The following is a 404-nucleotide window of genomic DNA, read 5'->3' on the forward strand; positions in this document are numbered from 1 at the left end:
TGCGCAGGTTTGCCCTATCAAGGTCAAGGACCTTAAAGCTATCAATCGGTTTCTCGCCGGTGAGCTCTCGAATGTGTGCCCACATTTGCGAGGTGCTCGTTAGCAGGTCCTTCTGATGGAAGGCGACCGTCCAAAAATACCGCTTGAGCAGCGCATAGTCAGGTTGCTTGCGACGGAAGAAGTAGGCCGCCAGTACCATGTACAAATAGCGGAAGGGCACAAGTCCCGGGCCAATCAGATTCAGTGTCTGGTGCAGGAACTTGAAGGTGTTGCGGAACGCTTCAGTCGCGTCTTTCCAGATGGCCTCAATATGCTTGGCCTGCAGCTGACTCAGGTAGCGTTCCGTAATGTTGTCCACGCCGCAATCCGGAAACTGGCGACGCACCAGCACGGCCAGCATCTGC

The 404-nt window shown here is 55.2% G+C and carries 1 protein-coding gene; it reads right to left on the bottom strand.

The window, feature by feature from the left end; translation table 11 throughout:
* On the bottom strand, window positions 1-404 hold a 404-nt coding region (locus RVY79_RS17730), incomplete at both ends, for a hypothetical protein (protein WP_317465821.1).

It is taken from the genome of Chromohalobacter sp. HP20-39, assembly GCF_033052815.1.
In the GTDB taxonomy this organism is placed as follows: Bacteria; Pseudomonadota; Gammaproteobacteria; order Pseudomonadales; family Halomonadaceae; genus Chromohalobacter.